Origin of the sequence: Burkholderia arboris, from assembly GCF_902499125.1 — a bacterium.
Taxonomy (GTDB): Bacteria; Pseudomonadota; Gammaproteobacteria; order Burkholderiales; family Burkholderiaceae; genus Burkholderia; species Burkholderia arboris.
In genome coordinates this window covers 494,099-510,120 of sequence record NZ_CABVPX010000001.1, presented here as the reverse complement: position 1 = coordinate 510,120, position 16,022 = coordinate 494,099, and the positions used below count along the sequence as shown (strand labels likewise).

Genomic DNA, 16,022 nt, shown 5'->3' with positions numbered 1-16,022 from the left:
CCTCACCGGAGACATCATGGAATACGTGATTGGCGTCGACATCGGCACGCAGAGCACCAAGGCGCTGCTGGTCGACCGGCATGGCACGATCGTCGCACGGCGTTCGGCCGGCTATCAACCCGACACGCCGCGCCCGCTGTGGGCCGAGCAGTGGCCGCAAGTGTGGTTCGACGCGGTGCTCGAATGCGTCGCGGGTTGCGTGAGCGAGGCACGCGCGCAGGGTGTGCCGGCCGATGCGATCCGTGCAATGTGCGTGAGCAGCCTGTACGGCGGCTCGGGCATTCCGGTCGACATCGACATGCGGCCGCTGCATCCGTGCCTGATCTGGATGGACCGGCGCGCGACCGCGGAAGTCGACTGGGTCAACGAACACGTGAACGTCGAACGGCTGCGCGTGATCACGGGCAACGGTGTCGACAGCTACTACGGCTTCACGAAGATGCTGTGGCTGCGCGACCAGCGGCCGGATGTGTGGGCGAACGTGCGCTATTTCCTGCCGCCGAACGCGTACGTGATCTACCTGCTGACCGGCGAGGTCGCGGTCGATCACAGTTCGGCCGGCAATATCGGCGGCGTCTACGACGTCGCGCGCCGCGAATGGTCCGACGACGCACTCGACATGCTCGGCATTCCGGCGACGATGATGCCCGAGCGGCTCGTCGATTCGACGGAGATCGTCGGCGGGCTGCTGTCGCAATGGACGGAGCAGCTCGGCCTGCCGGCCGGCACGCCCGTCGTGGCCGGGGGTGTCGATGCGGCCGTTGCGACCTTCGCGGCCGGCGCGACGCGTACCGGGCAGCACGTTGCGATGATCGGCACCAGCATGTGCTGGGGCTACGTGAACCGGCACGTCGATGCGCGGCACGGGCTCGTCAGCATGCCGCACGTGTTCGACGGGCAGCGCGACCTGTACGTGTTCGGCGGTGCGATCACGGCCGGCGCGTCGGTCGCGTGGTTCCGCGACCAGTTCTGTCAGGCGGAAATCGATGCGGCGCGCCTGTTGCCGCACGGCGATCCGCACGTGCTGCTCGAGGAGGCGGCCGAGCGCGTGCCGGCCGGCGCCGACGGCGTGCTGTTCCTGCCGTACCTGATGGGCGAGCGCAGCCCGGTGTGGGACGCGAAGGCGAGCGGCGCGTTCGTCGGGCTGAGTCTCGCGCATACGCGCGCGCACCTGTATCGCGCGGTGCTGGAGGGGGTTGCATTTGCGTTGCGACACAACATCGAGGCCGGCCGCCGCGGGGCAGTCGCGCTGGACGACCGGTTGATCGTCGTCGGCGGAGCCGCGCACTCGGCGCTGTGGATGCAGATCATTGCGGACGTGACGGGCTTTCCGGTGTGGACGATCGAGCAGGACGTCGAAGCCGCGATGGGGGCCGCGTTGCTCGCGGGCGTCGGAGCGGGGCTCGTGTCGGACGACGACGCGCAGGGCGGCTGGGTCACGCTCGTCGAACGTGCGCGGCCCGATGGCGATCGCGCGAAAGCGTACGACGCGCGTTTCGCGCTCTATACGGCGTTGTATCCGGCACTCAAGCCGATCATGCACAGGCTGGGCACATCATCATGAACTCACGATTCGATTTCAGCGGCGCGCGGGTGCTCGTCACGGGCGCATCGAGCGGGATCGGGCGCGCGTGTGCGATCGCACTGGCGCAGGCGGGGGCGCGCGTTGTCGCGGCAGGGCGCGACCTGGCCGCGCTCGACACGCTCGCCAGCGAGACTGCGTGCGAGACGGTGCGCATGGACGTCGGCGGCGACGAACACGCGATCGATGCCGCGCTTGCCGCGCACGACGCGTTCGACGGCCTCGTCAATTGCGCGGGGATCGCGTCGCTCGAACCGGCGCTCGACGTCGGTGCCGGACACTTCGATCGCGTGATGGCCGTCAATGCACGCGGTGCGGCGCTCGTCGCACGGGCTGTCGCGCGCAAGATGGTCGAACGCGACGGGCGCGGCGCGGCACGCGCGCGGGGCAGCATCGTCAACGTGTCGAGCCAGGCCGCGCTGGTCGGCCTACCCGCGCATCTGAGCTATTGCGCGTCGAAGGCGGCGATGGACGCGATTACGCGTGTGCTGTGCATCGAACTCGGGCCGCACGGCATTCGTGTGAACAGCGTGAATCCGACCGTCACGCTCACGCCGATGGCGCAGTTCGCGTGGAGCGAACCCGAGAAGCGCGCGCCGATGCTGGCCGCGATTCCGCTCGGGCGCTTTGCGGAGCCGGACGAAGTCGTCGCGCCGATCCTGTTTTTGCTGAGCGATGCGGCGTCGATGATCAGCGGCGTGTCGCTGCCGGTCGACGGCGGGTATACCGCGCGTTAGTCGCCGTCATGCGGCGGTCGCGCATGACGGGGAAACAGCGGAGTAGAGGCGTGGCGGCGCGTGCGGCTAAACCGGATCTTTGCTCGGCGGTTCGTCCGGTTGCTGCGGGTTGCCGTGATGACCGGGCGGCGACGATAGCGGATCGTCTTCCGGATCGCGGTTCGGGTCGGCCGGTGGCTCGGGCGTCGGGGTCGTGTGATCGGTCATGGAGAACTCGCGCAGTGCGTGACAGCGGCGGCGTGGCGGGTGCGCCTCGTCTCCGTTATAGCCAATCGGACGCGCGTTTGCAGCGGGATTATTGCGGCCGGTTGCCGATCGTCGGCGAAGTCCGTGCATTGACGGTATTCGTGCGGGATCGTGCCGCCATGCACGTTCGAATCAGCGCAAATCCGCCGGGGTGTCGACGTCGCGCAGGATACCGGGATCGTCGACGTCGAGCAGTTTCACCGGCACGCTGGCGAACAACGCGCGGGCGCCCGTGTCGCCGTCGAGCGCGGCGAGCGCATCGAAGTGGTGCTCGGCGAAACCGACCGGATGGCCGCGCACGCCGCGATGCGCGGGCGCGACGATCGATGCGTTGTCGGCTTCGAGTGCGCGCGTGACGGCCTCGTAGGTGGACGCCGCGATCCACGGCATGTCGCCGAGCGCAACGAGCCAGCCGTTCGAATCGGGAGTCGCACGCACGCCGGCCGCGAGGCTCGCGCCCATGCCGCGCAATGCGTCGGGCGCGTACACGACCTGACAGCCGGCTTCGTTCAGCAGAATGGCGAGTTTTTCGGCGCCGGGGCGGACGACGGCGATCACGTCGGCCGTGGCGGCCGCGAGATGGCGGGCCGCTGCGACCGCAACCGGCGTGCCGTCGGGAAGCAGCGCGAGCAACTTGCTGTGCAGGCCGCTCGGGTCGAAGCGTTGACCAAGGCCGCCGGCGAGCAGGACGCCGGTGGCGAGTGACGCATAGGACATCGGCGCGGGGGGGAGTGAGACAGGTGCTGCGATTGTGCGGGAGCGGGCCGGGATCGGCAAGTGAGGATGTTACCGATTCGCGCCCGTCAGGCCGGAAAGACTGTCATCGCGACGCTTCGTCGAGCATGCTTTCCTCGACAGGACCGTAAATTGCGTGCGATTCGTTCTGGACGACAGCCCAATAGCGGTCCCCGAATGACCAGTGCCACCATTCGGACGGGTAATTCGTGAAGCCGGCGCCGGTCAGTGCGGCGATCAGCACCTGGCGGTTGCGTGCGGCGGCGCGGCTGATGAACGCGTTGTGCGTGTAGCACGCGCCGGACGATTCCGGGTCGGTGGCGTCGAGAACGCACCCCATGTCGAGCTCGGTGCCGTCGGCGGCAATCAACGTCAGGTCGACGGCGGCGCCGGTCGGATGGCCCGCGACTTCAGGCGGCGCGACATAGTGGCTCGCGAGTTCGACCAGCGCATCGTCGGATGGCAGCGGATTCAGCGTCGCGCGCAAGTGCGCGAGATGGCCGGTGAAGTAGTCGCGCTGGAGCGCGAGCGGGCGATAGCCTTCCTTCACATACAGGCGCACGCCGGCCGGGAGCGTTCGCGCGGCGGCAGCCAGCCGTTCGGCGACGCCGCGGCGCACCTTCAGGAAATGCGGGCTCGTGTTTTCGACGACGCTGCGGGTGAGGTCGACGGCGATGCGTTCATCGTAGGCGGCGAGATCGACGAACCCTTCGTGCGACTCCATCAGGGCGATCGACCGGACGGCGGGATCGGAGAGCGGTATCACGGTAACGGGCAGGGCGGCGAGGTGACGATTGCGGGTCACGAGCCGATGCGGTGAGGCGGCCGTGATCGTTTTGGTCAGACGAATCGCCAATATGCCAGAGTCCGGCCGAGGACGTGCGGCGGTTGGGTGCGCGGGCGGGTGGCGCTCACCAGAGCGTCTTGACGTGCGCGTACGCGCGGATTTTTTCGTCGCGAGTGATCAACTGCGCGCCGAGCCGCCGCGCGGTCGCGACGATCATGCGGTCGGCCGGATCCTTGTGGAACGTGCCGGGCAGGTCGGTGGATTTCGCGGCGATGTCGGCATCGACGGGCACGAAGCGCATGCCGTCGATCTGCGCGACGGTGGCGAGCCACGCGTCGACATCCATCGACAGCGCGAGGCGACCGTTGCGCACCAGCATCGCAATCTCCCACGCGGAGATCGCCGATGCGGCGAGCGTGCCTTCACTCCGTGCGCGATCGATCGCGCTTCGTGCTTTCTTGCTGAGCGAAGGATCGCCCGCCACCCACCACACCAATGCATGCGTATCCAGCACGATCACCGCGACGCCTCCCAATCCTCTTCCGCAATCGGATCGAGAGGATTGTCGTAGCGCATGACCGAGCCGCGCAATATGTCCAACGGCTGAGCCTCGCGTGCGCGATACGGCCGGATCTCGAGCGTCGGCTTGCCGTGGTCGGTGACGATCAGGCTTTCACCCGACGCCTCGACGAGCCGGAAGTATTCGAGCGCGCGAGCCTTGAATTCGGATTTCGATACGGGAGCGTGCGGCATCACGAGATGAGCATGGTCATTTGACGATGGTCATTTTAGTCATGGATTCCGACCCGGCGCAAGCGCCCGGGGCAGACCGTGTTACCCCCTCGCGCTACGCATCCGCCCACTTCCGCAACAGGTTGTGATAAATCCCCGTCAACGCAATGACCATCGGGTCCTTCGCGCCTTTTTCGGCTGAAAGCGCCTGGATCTGCGTATCGAGCTGGAACAGCAGCGTGCGGTCGCCGTCGTCGCGCACCATGCTCTGGATCCAGAAGAATGACGCCACGCGCTCGCCGCGCGTGACAGGCGTCACGTGATGCAGGCTCGATGCCGGATACAGCACGAGATCGCCCGCCGGTAGCTTGGCGCGATGCACGCCGTACGTATCCTCGACGCACAGCTCGCCGCCGTCGTACGCCTCGGGTTCTTCGAGAAACAGCGTGGCCGACAGGTCGCAGCGCACGCGGAAATCCGTGCCGCGCAACAGCCGGATCGCGTTGTCGACGTGCGTGTCGAACGTTTCGCCCCCTTCGTAGCGATTGAACAGCGGCGGAAATACCTTGAGCGGCAACGCTGCCGAAAAGAACAGAGGATTGCGCGCGAGCGCATCCTGGATCGCGTCGCCGACTGTACGTGCGACTGGCGAGCCTTCCGGCAATTGCCGGTTGCGTTTCGCGAGCGCCGACTGCGCGCCGGACGTCGCGTTGCCGTCGACCCATTCGGCCGCATCGAGCAGGTCGCGGCATTGCGCGACTTGCGCGTTGGTCAGTACGCCGGGGATATGAAGCATCATGATGCGGATTCCATTGCATGCGGCGCCAGTTGCATGGCCGCCGAACGAAACGCGTCGATCGGCGACGACACGAGATACGCGCGCATCTTTGCGGTGAACGCGGGCGTCGCGGTGGCCGGCACACGCGCGAGCCATCCGAGCGCTTCGTCGATGCGCCCGCGCTCGGCGAGCAGCCGCGCATAGTTGAACTGGCCGCGGAAGTCGCCGGCTTCGGCCGCGCGGCGATAGTGGTCGAACGCCGCATCGACATCGACGGCGACGACCCAGCCATCTTCGTAGAAGCCGCCGATCAGGTTGATCGATTTCGCATGGCCGAGCGCCGCTGCGCGTCGAAACCAGTCGAGCGCGTCGGCGCGGTGCTCGTCGACGCCGTTGCCGAGCGCGAGCGCCGTCGCGTAGTTGTACATGCCCCAGTCGAGGCCCGCCTGCGCGGCGAGACGGTACCAGTACACGGCAACCGGCGCGCATGCGGCCGTTCCCCAGCCGAACTCGTAGCAGCGACCGAGCATGTTCATCGCCATCGGATGGCCGGCTCGCGCCGCATGCCGGAACCAGTTGAACGCGGCCGCCGGATCGCGTGCGACGCCGTGTCCGTCGAGCAGGTACTGCCCGTAGACGGCCTGCGCGTCGACGATGCCGTTGTCGGCGGCCGCCGCGACCCACGCGGCGGCGCGCTCGGGCGGCCCGGCCAGGATGTCGGCGAACTCGCGCGGCGATACCGACGCGAGCGCCTTCAGCGACACGGCCTCCATCGATCAGTAGCGCGCGTTCAGCGTGACGAACGCCGAGCGGCCCGGCGCGATCGACGCATAGTGCGCCGGGTACGCCTGATCGAAGTAGGTGCGGTTGAACAGGTTGTTCACGTTCAGCTGCAGGTCGAGCTTCTTGTTGATCCGGTACTGCGCCATTGCGTCGAAGCGCCAGTACGACGGCACGGCACGCAGGTTCGCGGGATCGCCGAAAACTTCCGACATGTAGAACGCGCCGCCGCCGACCGTGAACTTCGGCGTCACGTCGTAGTTCGACCACATCGTAAGGCTGTGCTTCGGCGTGTTCGGGAAGCGGTTGCCGTCGTTCGCGCTGTCCTTGCCGTTGTCGCGCAGCGCGCTCTTCATGTACGTGTAGCCGCCGAACACCTGCCACTGCTTCGTGATCTGCCCGGCGACGCCGAGCTCGAGACCCTGCACGCGCTTGTTGCCGACCATGGCGTACTGGTTGTTCGGCAGCGTCACGCGCGCGTTCGTCGTGTCGATCTGGAACAGCGCGGCGGTCAGCGACAGCTTGTCGTTCAGCACGTTCCACTTGGTGCCGAGCTCGATGCTGCGGTTCTTTTCCGGCGACATCTGATCGGCGTTCGGACCGACGCCGCCGCGGCCCGGCGTGAGCGACTGCGTTTCGCTGCCTTCGCCGAGCAGCATGCCGGCCGGCGTCGACGACGTCGCATACGACGCGTAGATGCTGCCGTTCTGCGCGGGCTTGAACACGAGGCCGGCCTGCCAGTTCACGAGCGTGTCGTCGCGCGTGGTGGTCTTGCCGCCGTTCGCCTGGGTGTCGGTGAAGCGGGTCGAGTAGTCGTCGACGCGCACGCCGGCGTTGACCTGCCAGCGCGGCGTGATCTCGATCGTGTCGAAGCCGTAGATCGACTTCGTCGTGGTGCGCGCATGCGCGTAGTCGTTGTTGCGCGTGATCGAGCCGGCCCACGGATCGTTCGGGTTCGGCGACCACAGGCTCGTGCAGTTGTAGCCCGAGGCGGCGCCGATGCCTTTCTGGCAGATCTTGCCGGTGTCGGTTGCGACGGTGTACGAATCGCGCTTGCCCCATTCGCGCGTCAGCTCGATGCCGGTCGTGAAGCTGTGCTTGAACGGGCCCGTGCGGAATTCGCCGAACAGCTCGGTCAGGTTCGCGAGGCTGTTGATCGAGCTGTCGCGGTTGTTGTTGCGGCGCCAGACCTTGCCGTTCACCACGTTGCCCTGGCTGTCGTCGGGCTGCGTCCAGATGTAGTCCTGCGTCGATTCCGTGTAGCGCGTCGTGTTGCGGATCGTCAGCGACGACGTGATGTCGTGTTCGATCTTGATCGTGCTGATGTCCGACGTGGTCTTGCGGAAATCGCGATTGATCAGGCCATAGAAGTTGTGGCGATCGACGGGCGCCGGATAGATGGTGCCGACGTTCGCGGGCTTGTTGGATGTCGTATAGAAGTACGGAATGCCGCCGTCGGGCATGTCGTCCGTCGACAGGTGGTAGTAGCTCGCGGTCACGCGCGTCGGCGTGCCGAGGCCGAACGCGATCGACGGTGCGACGCCCCAGCGCTCGTTGTTGACGGCGTCGCGGCCGGCGACGTCGTTGTTGTGGCTCATCAGGTTCAGGCGGAACGCGGCGTGATCGGCGAACTGCCAGTTGCCGTCGGCCGTGAAGCGGCGATAGCGGTCGGTGCCGAAGCCCGCGCTCGCGGCGGCCGTCGTGCCGAGGTGCGGCGCCTTCGTGATCAGGTTGATGCTGCCGCCGGCGCCGCCGCGGCCGCCGTACGCGCCGTCGGAACCCTTGGTGATCTCGACGCGCTCGGTGTTGAAGATTTCGCGCGTGGTCGCGCCCGTGTCGCGCATGCCGTCGACGAACATGCTGCCCTGCGTGTCGTAGCCGCGGATGAACGGACGGTCGCCGAGCGGGTTGCCGCCTTCGCCGGCGCCGAACGTGATGCCGGGCACGGTGCGCAGCGCCTCGGTCAGCGTCGACGCGCCGCTGCTCCGGATCAGTTCCTGCGGGATCACGGTGACGGATTTCGGCGTGTCGACGAGCGGCGCGGTGAATTTGGCGGAAGCGGAGAAGTCAGCCTTGTAGCTGTGCTCGGTCTTGCCCTGGATCTCGATCGGCGCGAGATGGCCTTCGGTGCTGGCGGGGGCCGCGGGCGGCGTGCCGTCGGCGAACGCGGGGCTCGCGGCGAGCACGCTGCACAGGGTGGTGAATTTGCCGAGCTTCAGCTCGTCGGGACGGGACTTCATGGTGCGCTTCGACCTCGCGATGTGGCCCCGGAGGCGGTGCGCTGCAGAAATGTGCGTGCCGCCGGGAATTATTACGATTTGTTTTCAGGCGGCATTCTATGTAATTTCATGTTAAATGAGAAGCGTTCTTGTTCGTGTTTGTGGGGGAATTGTTGACGATTGTGACGGAGGCGTTGCGGGGCGGGCGAGACGCGAAGGAATGGCTAAGTGGCCAGGTGTGACGGGCTTGCCGGGCGGGCTGGAGTGGATACATCGCATCTGGCTACGCGTGACAGCAAAACGATAAAGCGACTGCATTGAAAGCAATCCAGGTAGGGCGCATCAGGCCGGTGATCACCGTTCGAAATTTGCCTGATGAAGTGCATCGCGCACTTCGGATTCGCGCGGCCCGGCACGGGCGCAGCACCGAAGCCGAGGTGCGCGACATCCTCGAGCAGGCCGTCTTGCCAGGTGGGCGGCTCAAGTTGGGAACGTTGCTGGCGGAAATCGGGCGAGCGGCCGGCGATGCCGACTTCAGCGTCCCGCGCGACAAGACGCCAACCGAGCCGATGGGCTTCGAATGATCCTGGTTGATACGAACGTCATGTCCGAACCGTTGCGGCGCGAGCCGAGCGCGGCGGTGATCGAGTGGCTCGATGCTCAGAACGTCGAGACGCTGTTTCTATCCGCGATCAGTCTCGCGGAATTGCGGTTCGGCGTGGCGGGATTGCCGGAAGGGCGCAGGCGTGACTGGCTGCATCAAGGCATCGAGCAGCGTGTCGTTCCATTGTTTCGAGGCCGGATCCTGCCGTTCGACGATGCGGCGAGCAAAGCGTACGCGAGCCTTTGCGCGCGGGCGCGTGCCGCAGGCACCGCGCTTGCCGTCGTCGATGGTCACATTGCCGCGACGGCCGAGGCAAACGGCCTGATCGTGGCGACACGCGACGTCGCGCCGTTCGAGGCGGTGGGGCTTCGGGTCATCGACCCGTGGGCGCGATAGTTTGCGATTGTCGGCCCTTTTTCCGCGCCGAAACGGAAAACGCGCCGGCAACGCGGCGCGTTCCGAATCCGGCAAGCTCGCCCGCTCCCCGAGGTGATGCCGGGTAGGCGCGAAACTTCCGGAACGGTGTCAATCCACCCCGTGGAACACCGCGTCCTCCGGCCCGAGGTACGCCGGCGGGCGCCACGTCGCGTCGCGCATCGAATGCTGGACGAGATTCTCGACCCCGAGGAGCACCGCGAAGATCGCCATCCGTACCGGGATGCCGTTATCGGTCTGGCGGAAGATCGCGAGGCGCGGGTCGCGATTCAGGTCGACCGACAGGTCGTTCGCGCCGGGCCGGCTGTCGCGCGGCAGCGGGTGCATGATCAGCGTGTCGGGCTTGCACGCCGAGTCGACGAGCGCCTGGTTGATCTGGAAATCCGGCGTATAGCCTTCGAATGACTCGTCGGTGAAGCGCTCCTTCTGGATCCGCGTCGCATAGACGACGTCCGCGCCGCGGAGTCCGGCCGCGAGGTCGGTCGTCTGCTCGATCACATGGCCGTTCGTCGCGATCTGGTCGACGATGTACGCCGGCATTTCGAGCGTCGGCGGCGAGACGAGCGTGAACTTCAGCCCGCGGTACAGCGCGAGCAGCTTGACGAGCGAGTGCACGGTGCGGCCGTATTTCAGGTCGCCGACCAGCGCGATGTGCGCGCCGTCGACAATCTTGCCGAGCCGCGAGAACTCGCGCTGGATCGTGTAGAGATCGAGCAGCGCCTGGCTCGGATGTTCGCCGGGGCCGTCGCCGCCGTTGATCACGGGCAGGTTGGTCGCGCGCGCGAACTCGGCCACCGAGCCTTTCTCCGGATGGCGGATCACGAGCGCGTCGACGTAGCCGGCCATCACGCGGCTCGTGTCGTAGATCGATTCGCCCTTGGCCATCGACGAGAACGTAAAGCCCGTCGTATCGCACACCGAGCCGCCCAGCCGGCAGAAGGCCGCGCCGAACGACACGCGGGTGCGCGTGCTGGCCTCGAAGAACAGGTTGCCGAGCACCGCGCCTTCCAGCACGCGCGAAATCTTGTGGCGGCGCGCGATCGGCTGCATCACATCGGCCACGCGGAACAGCGCTTCGACCGAATCCCGCGAGAACTGGTCGACCGAGATCAACTGCGGTTTGCCTTCGAACAGGAACTGCTTCGAGAGCCCCTGTTTATCTACGCTTTGCGTATAGTCTCCGCTGTCCGGCACCGCGCGCTCGACGATTTCCGACACGAAGCGCTCGACGATCTCCGGCATCCCGCGCGATTCCTGCGAGTCGTCGGGCAACAGCCAGGTGTCCAGCGCACGCCGGCTGACACCGATGCGACTGGCGAACGCTTCGCGGGTCATATTGAGGCGGCGCATCGCGTCGCGGAGGAAGGCTTGTTGGGGAACGGTCATCGGCGGCTCCTGGCGAAAAATATACGCGTTGCGTATATTAGTTCGTGGCGCAATGAAGTCAAGAAAAATCTGCGCGAACGGGCTGTGTGGCGCGTGTGACACGTGGCGGGTTCGTACTGGCACACCGCGTCCGTCTCCGTATAATCAGGTCAGGCCCCGTGCCCGGCATCGTGCCGGGCGCCATGCCGCAAACGAATCGCCCGGTCGGGCTTGTTGACTCGAAGGAGAATGAGAATGACGCGTACGATTGCTGCAATGCTGCTGGTGGTGACCGCCGCGCTCGCCGGTTGCAATACGGTCGCCGGCGTGGGCCAGGATATTTCGAAGGGCGGCCAGGCGATCAGCGATACGGCTGAAAAGGCAAAGTAAGCCGACCGGTTCCGGAATGCAGAAGGCGCCGGGCCGTCCCGCGATTGCGGGGCGGCCCGGCGCCTTTTTTTCGGCCGGTGCTGGCGCCGGCGGCGTCAGGCCGGCGGCGTCAGGCGTGTTCGACGAACGCGTAGCGGCCTTCGACCTTGCGCGGCGCAAACCAGCCGTAGTCGGGGAACATCCGGTTGCGCACGTACCAGACGTAGCCCACCAGCAGGGCCGTGATCACGAGGCTCGGCAGGGCGGACGACGGATCGCGTCCGAGCTCGGTGACGGTCTTCGGCAACTGCAGCAGCGACAGCAGGATGAACGCGTGATACGCGCCGACGCGATGGGTCGCAAAGCCCCAGATGAACAGCAGCGACAGCGGCACGGTCAACGCGAGGAATACGGCCACCAGGCCCGTGCCGGCGCCGGTTACGAAGAAGTAATACGCGAGCATGAGGCTGATCGCCAGCTGGGCGATGCCGAGCGCGACCAGAATCCGGACATGCACCTTGTTCTTGCGGCAGCGTTCGGGGTCGGGGCGCGACGCGATCAGGTGCGCGAGCACGCGATCCTTGAGCCCCTGTCCCGACAGTTCGGCCAGTGCGTCGGCCTTCCGCGTGCCCGCCGAGAGCAGCACCGCGATTCTGGTTTTGGCTTCCTTCCTGTTCATTGCGTGGCGGATTGTTGTTCGATGGTTGTCAAAGGTTCCGGCCCCGCGAATATTGCATCTTGCGCAGTGGTGCGCAACGGTTTTGCGGTGCGCGGACACATTCCTACAGTCACCGCCTGCAGGGCGGGAGCGTAGGGGGCGACTGGCCGTGCGGCGGACGGAGTCGCCGCCGTTTCCGCCACGACGCGCCGGCGCGAGTCAGTCGGCGGCGGTCTGCGCGGCGGGCGCGGGGCTGGCCGGCCGGCCTGGATTCTCCGGGTGCGTAGTGCGCGCTTCGGCAGGCGGTTCGCGCCGCCGTGTCGCGCCGACGAGCATGCCGGCGACGACGAGCGCGATACCGGCAACGCGCGTGCCGGTCAACGGTTCGGCGAACAGCGCGATCGCGAACAGTACGGCCGAGACCGGTGCGACCGCCGTAAACAGCGCGGCTTCGGTGCCGCTCGTGCGCGCCGAACCGGCATACCAGCAGAGGTAGCCGAGCACGGTCGGCACCAGCGCGTAGTAGGTGATCGCCGACACGGCGCCGACGGTCCAGCCGTTCGCGACCGCACGCCATTCAAATGCAGCCGGCACGAGCGCGAGCACGAAGCCGAGGCCCGACATCGCGGTGGACAGCGCGAGGGGCGGGAACGGCGCGGCAAGCCGCCGGTTGAGCAGGATGAAGACGGCTTCGCACGCGACGGCGGCCAGCACCAGTGCATCGCCGGCAAGCGTCTGGAGCGACGGCATCGCCTGGCCGGGCGTGAACGTGACGAACACGACGCCGGCCGTGGCGAGCGCGGCGGCCAGCCAGTCGCGCGGCGTCTGCCGCTCGCGCAGCACGACGGCCGCGATCAGCGTCGACATCGCCGGCAAGGTGCCGAGCATCACGCCCGCGTCGAGCGGCGACGACAGCTTTGTGCCGCTGATCAGCAGCACCGTGTAACCGACGCCGCCCGCCGCGGCCTGGATGACGAGCAGCACGCCGTCGCGCACGGAAATGCGCGGCCAGCGCATGCGCTGCGCGCGCATCAGCGCGAACAGCAGCGGGGTCGCGATCAGGAAGCGCAGCGCGGTGGCCGCGAACGGCGGCAGGCCGCCGGCCGCGAGACGGCTCGCGATGACGGTGCTGCCGACGCCCGCCATCGCGGCGGCGAGATAGAGATAGCCAATCAGTCGTGTCTTCATGCGCCGCATCGTCGCGTACGGCGGCAGTGTGCGTCTTGAACGAAATTGCAGCGGCGGGGGCGCGAGCGCGGGACGCGGTGCGCTGCGGACTGGCATATGCGTCATCGGGCGCAGCCGCCGTCGACAGCAGCTTGCGCAGGGGGCTTGCGCCGAGGTGACTGCGGCGTCAAACGGCCTGCGTGAATTGCCCCGGCGTGATCCCGAACTGGCGCGCGAACGCGCGTGTCAGGTGACTCTGGTCGGCAAAACCGGCTTCGGCCGCGGCATCCGCGATCGGCAGGCCGCTGGCCAGCAGCGCGCGCGCCAGCCGCGTGCGCGACTGGATCAGGTACGCGTGCGGCGTGATGCCGAGCTCGCGCGCAAAGCCGCGCAGCAACTGGAAGCGGCTGATACCGCTCAGGCCAGCCAGCTCGGCGAGCGAAACGGGCGCGGCTGGCGCCGAGTCGAGCCGCTCCCGGGCGACCCGGACGGCCGGTGCGACACCGATCGCCGGCAGCATGCGGTTCGCGTGCCGGGCGAGCAACCCGGCGACGAGCATCACGAGCGCCTCGTCGCGGGCGAGCGGCCGGGATACCCCGGCGACGATGCACGCATGCAGCCGGCCGACGGCGGCCGTGAGCCGCGCGTCGCGCACGGCCGGATGCGCGAGCTCGACGCCGCTCAAGCCCTCTTCCGCCGCGACGCCCGCGACCAGCGCGGGTGCAAGGTACAGCATCCGCCAGCACCGGCCCGTGCCGGCGTCGATCGGCGAGCCGTCGTGCATCTCGCCCGGGTTGACCATGATCGCGTCGCCGGCCAGCGCGTCGACCTGCCCGCGGCCGCTCCACGACCGGTGCGCACCGCTGACGATCACCCCGACCCCGAATTCGTCGTGCGCGTGGCGCGGAAACGCACGGTCGGACTCGAGGCTGATCGCCTCGATGCCCTCATCGGTGCGTCGGTAGTGGGTGACACGGTGCATGTGTGCTCCTCGCGCCGGTCGCGGCGCGGATCACGAGCACTTTAGCGCGTTCCGGCGCCGCGCGCCCTTCATCCTTTTGGCGGATACCGCGCGGCGCGCGCAGCCCGCACCATGTGCACATCTGCAGCGTACATGGCCCGCCGGGCCTGAAGCTGCGCGGGAGACGGCAGGTGGAACGACAGGATCCGGTATTCATTCAGGTTGGCGCGCTCGCGGACGGTTTCGCGCCGGAAGCGAACATCCTCGCAGCCGTCGATGCGCTCGCCGGGCGCACGCTCGCGCTCGGCGACGCGTCAGGCGCATGGCGCGTCTACACGTTCGAGCCGGGCGCGCTGCAGTGGCGCGACGCGGCGACCGACACGGGCGGCCGCGCGCCGTGCCGCGTGACACGGCTGCGTGACGGACTGTACTTCGTCGACTACATCGATTCCACCGTCCGGGCGACGTCGGCTAGCCTCGTGGTCGATCTCGACAACGGTGTGTGGACGTCGGTTGTCGGTACGCTGCCGACGGAAGCCGATACGCGCATCGATGCATTCACGCGCGTCGCACGCGGGTTGCCGCTGACCGCCGTCGATGCGGAATTCCGCCACGGCACGCTCGGTGGCCACGCGCAGCCGGGGCCGCTGCATGCGCCCACGCGCGAGCTGATCGGCAAGCGGACGATGTACCGCTACAGCCCGACCGAATGCTACGAGCACATCTACCTGAACGAGAACTTCTACGCGTGGCAATGCCTGCAGGGAGTCGAAGCCGGGCTGGCGGATGTCGACCGCTGCCATTACTTCAGGATTGCAGACGAGCTTTATCTGTTCGTATGGCGCGAAAAGATCGTACCGACGCTCGGCGTCGTGCTGATCGATCTCGCGCAGCGCAAGACCGACGGCAAGATCTTCGGCTTCCAGGGTGGCGATTTTGGCACGTTGTCGAATTTCCAGATCGGCGCTTATGCCCAGGTGCTGAACGAAACCGTGCATCCGCTCGGCAGTGAGGCGCAGCGATGAATGCCGTGCTGGGCAGTGGCCGCCTGCGTGCGGATTTCAGCGGGCGTGTCGTGCTCGTCACCGGCGCCGCCCAGGGGATCGGTGCGGCAATTGCGCGCCGCTTCGCGGAATCCGGCGCGTTCGTCGCGGTCGCCGACCTGAACGGCGATGCGGCGGCCGCGCAGGCCGACGCGCTGGCCGGCGCGGGCGGCGATGCGCGCGCGTATCGGGTCGACGCCGCCAGCCGCGACGAGCTGGGTGCGCTCGTTGCGGCAGTCGAGCGCGATGGCGGCCGGCTCGATGTCGTCATTCACAACGCCGCGTATTTCCCGCTGACACCGTTCGCGAAGATCGACGAACCGACGCTCGACCGGACGCTGTCGGTCAATCTGTCGGCGCTGTTCTGGCTCGCGCAGGCTGCATTGCCGGCATTCGGGCGCGCGGGTGCTGGGCGGCTGCTCGTCACGTCGTCGGTGACGGGGCCGCGCGTCGTCTATCCGGGGCTCGCGCATTACGCGGCGTCGAAGGCCGGCGTGAACGGCTTCATTCGCGCGGCGGCGCTGGAGCTTGCGCGCCGCAACGTGACCGTCAACGGCGTCGAGCCGGGGATGATCCGCACGCCAGCGGCCGGCAATCTCGGCGACGCGTCGGTCGCCGCGCAGATCGCGCGCGATATTCCGCTCGCGCGGATGGGCGAGCCGGAGGACATCGCGAACGCGATGCTGTTTCTCGCGTCAGCCGATGCCGCGTACATCACCGGGCAGACGATCGTCGTCGATGGTGGTGCGACGTTGCCCGAGAGCGGGGCGGTGCTTGGCGGCGCGTGACGGTTGACCGGGTACCGACCGTTGGAACGGGGCGGT

Annotated in this window: 19 protein-coding genes; 7 read left to right on the top strand and 12 right to left on the bottom strand. The window is 67.6% G+C overall.

Annotation, left to right across the window (positions count from 1 at the left end; all coding sequences use genetic code 11):
* Window positions 1-16 precede the first annotated feature (16 nt).
* Both BLA15945_RS02270 and BLA15945_RS02265 read left to right on the top strand, forming a co-directional pair.
* Window positions 17-1,564 carry an FGGY-family carbohydrate kinase gene (locus BLA15945_RS02270; RefSeq protein ID WP_174991370.1) on the top strand — a complete coding sequence of 516 codons (1,548 nt, stop codon included), beginning with the start codon at window positions 17-19 and terminating at the stop codon, window positions 1,562-1,564.
* On the top strand, window positions 1,561-2,319 hold the full coding sequence (locus tag BLA15945_RS02265; RefSeq protein WP_059239800.1) for an SDR family oxidoreductase: 759 nt from the start codon (window positions 1,561-1,563) through the stop codon (window positions 2,317-2,319). Before BLA15945_RS02270 ends, BLA15945_RS02265 begins: the two co-directional genes overlap by 4 nt.
* Window positions 2,320-2,385: 66 nt before the next feature.
* Here the strand turns inward: BLA15945_RS02265 and BLA15945_RS02260 are convergent, their stop codons facing one another.
* The 8 genes from BLA15945_RS02260 to BLA15945_RS02225 form a co-directional block, all read right to left on the bottom strand.
* Window positions 2,386-2,526 carry a hypothetical protein gene (locus BLA15945_RS02260; protein ID WP_174991369.1) on the bottom strand — a complete coding sequence of 47 codons (141 nt, stop codon included), beginning with the start codon at window positions 2,524-2,526 and terminating at the stop codon, window positions 2,386-2,388.
* Window positions 2,527-2,697: 171 nt separating this feature from the next.
* Window positions 2,698-3,282: a nucleotidyltransferase family protein gene (locus BLA15945_RS02255; RefSeq protein WP_059239802.1), complete on the bottom strand. Its 585-nt coding sequence runs from the start codon at window positions 3,280-3,282 to the stop codon at window positions 2,698-2,700.
* Between the two features lie 103 nt (window positions 3,283-3,385).
* Window positions 3,386-4,105 carry a M15 family metallopeptidase gene (locus BLA15945_RS02250; protein WP_233464102.1) on the bottom strand — a complete coding sequence of 240 codons (720 nt, stop codon included), beginning with the start codon at window positions 4,103-4,105 and terminating at the stop codon, window positions 3,386-3,388.
* A gap of 106 nt (window positions 4,106-4,211) precedes the next feature.
* Window positions 4,212-4,607 carry a type II toxin-antitoxin system VapC family toxin gene (locus BLA15945_RS02245; RefSeq protein ID WP_174991368.1) on the bottom strand — a complete coding sequence of 132 codons (396 nt, stop codon included), beginning with the start codon at window positions 4,605-4,607 and terminating at the stop codon, window positions 4,212-4,214.
* A complete protein-coding gene (locus BLA15945_RS02240; protein ID WP_059239804.1) occupies window positions 4,604-4,843 on the bottom strand; it encodes a type II toxin-antitoxin system Phd/YefM family antitoxin in 240 nt (79 codons plus the stop codon). Before BLA15945_RS02240 ends, BLA15945_RS02245 begins: the two co-directional genes overlap by 4 nt.
* A 91-nt stretch (window positions 4,844-4,934) precedes the next feature.
* A complete protein-coding gene (locus tag BLA15945_RS02235; protein ID WP_174991367.1) occupies window positions 4,935-5,618 on the bottom strand; it encodes a Fe2+-dependent dioxygenase in 684 nt (227 codons plus the stop codon).
* Window positions 5,615-6,370: a tetratricopeptide repeat protein gene (locus BLA15945_RS02230; RefSeq protein WP_059239808.1), complete on the bottom strand. Its 756-nt coding sequence runs from the start codon at window positions 6,368-6,370 to the stop codon at window positions 5,615-5,617. Before BLA15945_RS02230 ends, BLA15945_RS02235 begins: the two co-directional genes overlap by 4 nt.
* Before the next feature lie 3 nt (window positions 6,371-6,373).
* Window positions 6,374-8,617 (bottom strand): TonB-dependent receptor, encoded by a 2,244-nt coding sequence (locus BLA15945_RS02225; RefSeq protein WP_174991366.1) that lies wholly within the window; start codon window positions 8,615-8,617, stop codon window positions 6,374-6,376.
* Between the two features lie 296 nt (window positions 8,618-8,913).
* On the opposite strand from BLA15945_RS02225, the gene BLA15945_RS02220 reads away from it, so the two are divergent.
* Window positions 8,914-9,180: a FitA-like ribbon-helix-helix domain-containing protein gene (locus BLA15945_RS02220; protein WP_233464101.1), complete on the top strand. Its 267-nt coding sequence runs from the start codon at window positions 8,914-8,916 to the stop codon at window positions 9,178-9,180.
* Window positions 9,177-9,596: a type II toxin-antitoxin system VapC family toxin gene (locus BLA15945_RS02215; RefSeq protein WP_059239811.1), complete on the top strand. Its 420-nt coding sequence runs from the start codon at window positions 9,177-9,179 to the stop codon at window positions 9,594-9,596. The genes BLA15945_RS02220 and BLA15945_RS02215 overlap by 4 nt, the downstream gene beginning before the upstream one ends.
* 129 nt (window positions 9,597-9,725) lie before the next feature.
* On the opposite strand, the gene BLA15945_RS02210 is transcribed toward BLA15945_RS02215, so the two are convergent.
* On the bottom strand, window positions 9,726-11,021 hold the full coding sequence (locus BLA15945_RS02210) for an aspartate carbamoyltransferase (RefSeq protein ID WP_059239813.1): 1,296 nt from the start codon (window positions 11,019-11,021) through the stop codon (window positions 9,726-9,728).
* Window positions 11,022-11,255: 234 nt separating this feature from the next.
* On the opposite strand from BLA15945_RS02210, the gene BLA15945_RS02205 reads away from it, so the two are divergent.
* Entirely contained in the window at window positions 11,256-11,390 is a 135-nt protein-coding gene (locus BLA15945_RS02205) for an entericidin A/B family lipoprotein (protein ID WP_021158165.1), read from the top strand.
* 109 nt (window positions 11,391-11,499) lie between these two features.
* On the opposite strand, the gene BLA15945_RS02200 is transcribed toward BLA15945_RS02205, so the two are convergent.
* The 3 genes from BLA15945_RS02200 to BLA15945_RS02190 all read right to left on the bottom strand — a co-directional run bounded on the left by BLA15945_RS02200 (window position 11,500) and on the right by BLA15945_RS02190 (window position 14,176).
* Window positions 11,500-12,048, bottom strand: coding sequence for a permease (locus BLA15945_RS02200; protein ID WP_174991365.1), 549 nt, complete (start codon window positions 12,046-12,048; stop codon window positions 11,500-11,502).
* A gap of 198 nt (window positions 12,049-12,246) precedes the next feature.
* Window positions 12,247-13,215: a DMT family transporter gene (locus tag BLA15945_RS02195; RefSeq protein WP_059240947.1), complete on the bottom strand. Its 969-nt coding sequence runs from the start codon at window positions 13,213-13,215 to the stop codon at window positions 12,247-12,249.
* Between the two features lie 166 nt (window positions 13,216-13,381).
* Window positions 13,382-14,176, bottom strand: a complete 795-nt coding sequence (locus BLA15945_RS02190) for an AraC family transcriptional regulator (protein ID WP_174991364.1) — start codon at window positions 14,174-14,176, stop codon at window positions 13,382-13,384.
* Window positions 14,177-14,346: 170 nt separating this feature from the next.
* Here BLA15945_RS02190 and BLA15945_RS02185 point away from each other — a divergent pair, with 170 nt between their 5' ends.
* Window positions 14,347-15,180: a molybdenum cofactor biosynthesis F family protein gene (locus BLA15945_RS02185; protein WP_174991363.1), complete on the top strand. Its 834-nt coding sequence runs from the start codon at window positions 14,347-14,349 to the stop codon at window positions 15,178-15,180.
* Window positions 15,177-15,986 (top strand): SDR family oxidoreductase, encoded by an 810-nt coding sequence (locus BLA15945_RS02180; protein ID WP_174991362.1) that lies wholly within the window; start codon window positions 15,177-15,179, stop codon window positions 15,984-15,986. Before BLA15945_RS02185 ends, BLA15945_RS02180 begins: the two co-directional genes overlap by 4 nt.
* Window positions 15,987-16,022: the final 36 nt, after the last annotated feature.